Annotated in this window: 1 pseudogene; it reads right to left on the bottom strand. The window is 63.9% G+C overall.

The features are described 5' to 3' along the window. Positions 1-539 (bottom strand): annotated as a pseudogene (locus Q1A87_RS23655) (IS5/IS1182 family transposase); the annotation flags it as partial. Between the last annotated feature and the right edge of the window lie 99 nt (positions 540-638).

Below are 638 nucleotides of genomic sequence, written 5' to 3'. Positions count from 1 at the left end.
CCCGGCTGATTACCGGACCCGCCAGAGTGAGGAATTTTACTTCGGCACTTCTGAGGAAAATTCAGTCGGCGTTGACAGCCGTAGCTCTTATCCGCCGCCAGCGATGACGGGGCAAATCCGAGCTTGGCCTTGCTCCGCTCGAGCATCGCCTTCGCCGCAACGATCTCCTGGCTCAGCCGAGCAGGCGTCGCCTCAACGTCCACGATGATCGCGTGCCGGTCATCGACCAGGTAGTTGGTCTCGTAGCTGAAGCGCCCGGGCCCGTCCTTCGTCGACCACGCCGCCTGCGGATCGGTTTCCGAGATCACCTTCGGCGGCTTGTGCACCGGTCCTTCACGCTCGACGCCGGCCTCGGCGTCCAGCTGATCGAGATAGGCGCGGACGGGTCGCGCGACGTCGTCCGCTTCGGCCCACGTAGCCTCGAGCTCTGCGGGCGCAGCGCGCCTGTAACGGTTGGTATCGGCCTCGACGGTGCTGCCATCGACCAGCGCACCAGTCCCTCCAACCAAGCCGGCGTCGACACAGCACTGGACGACCATCTCAAAAATAGTGCGAAGGACAGTAAGCGGGAGCTGGGCCCCACGCCGGTTTCAGCTTGACGGATTGAAGTTCCAGGGGAGGAGTTCGTCGATCCGGCT

It is taken from the genome of uncultured Jannaschia sp., from assembly GCF_947494055.1.
Taxonomy (GTDB): domain Bacteria; phylum Pseudomonadota; class Alphaproteobacteria; order Rhodobacterales; family Rhodobacteraceae; genus Jannaschia.
This window is presented reverse-complemented; position numbering and strand designations above follow the sequence as displayed.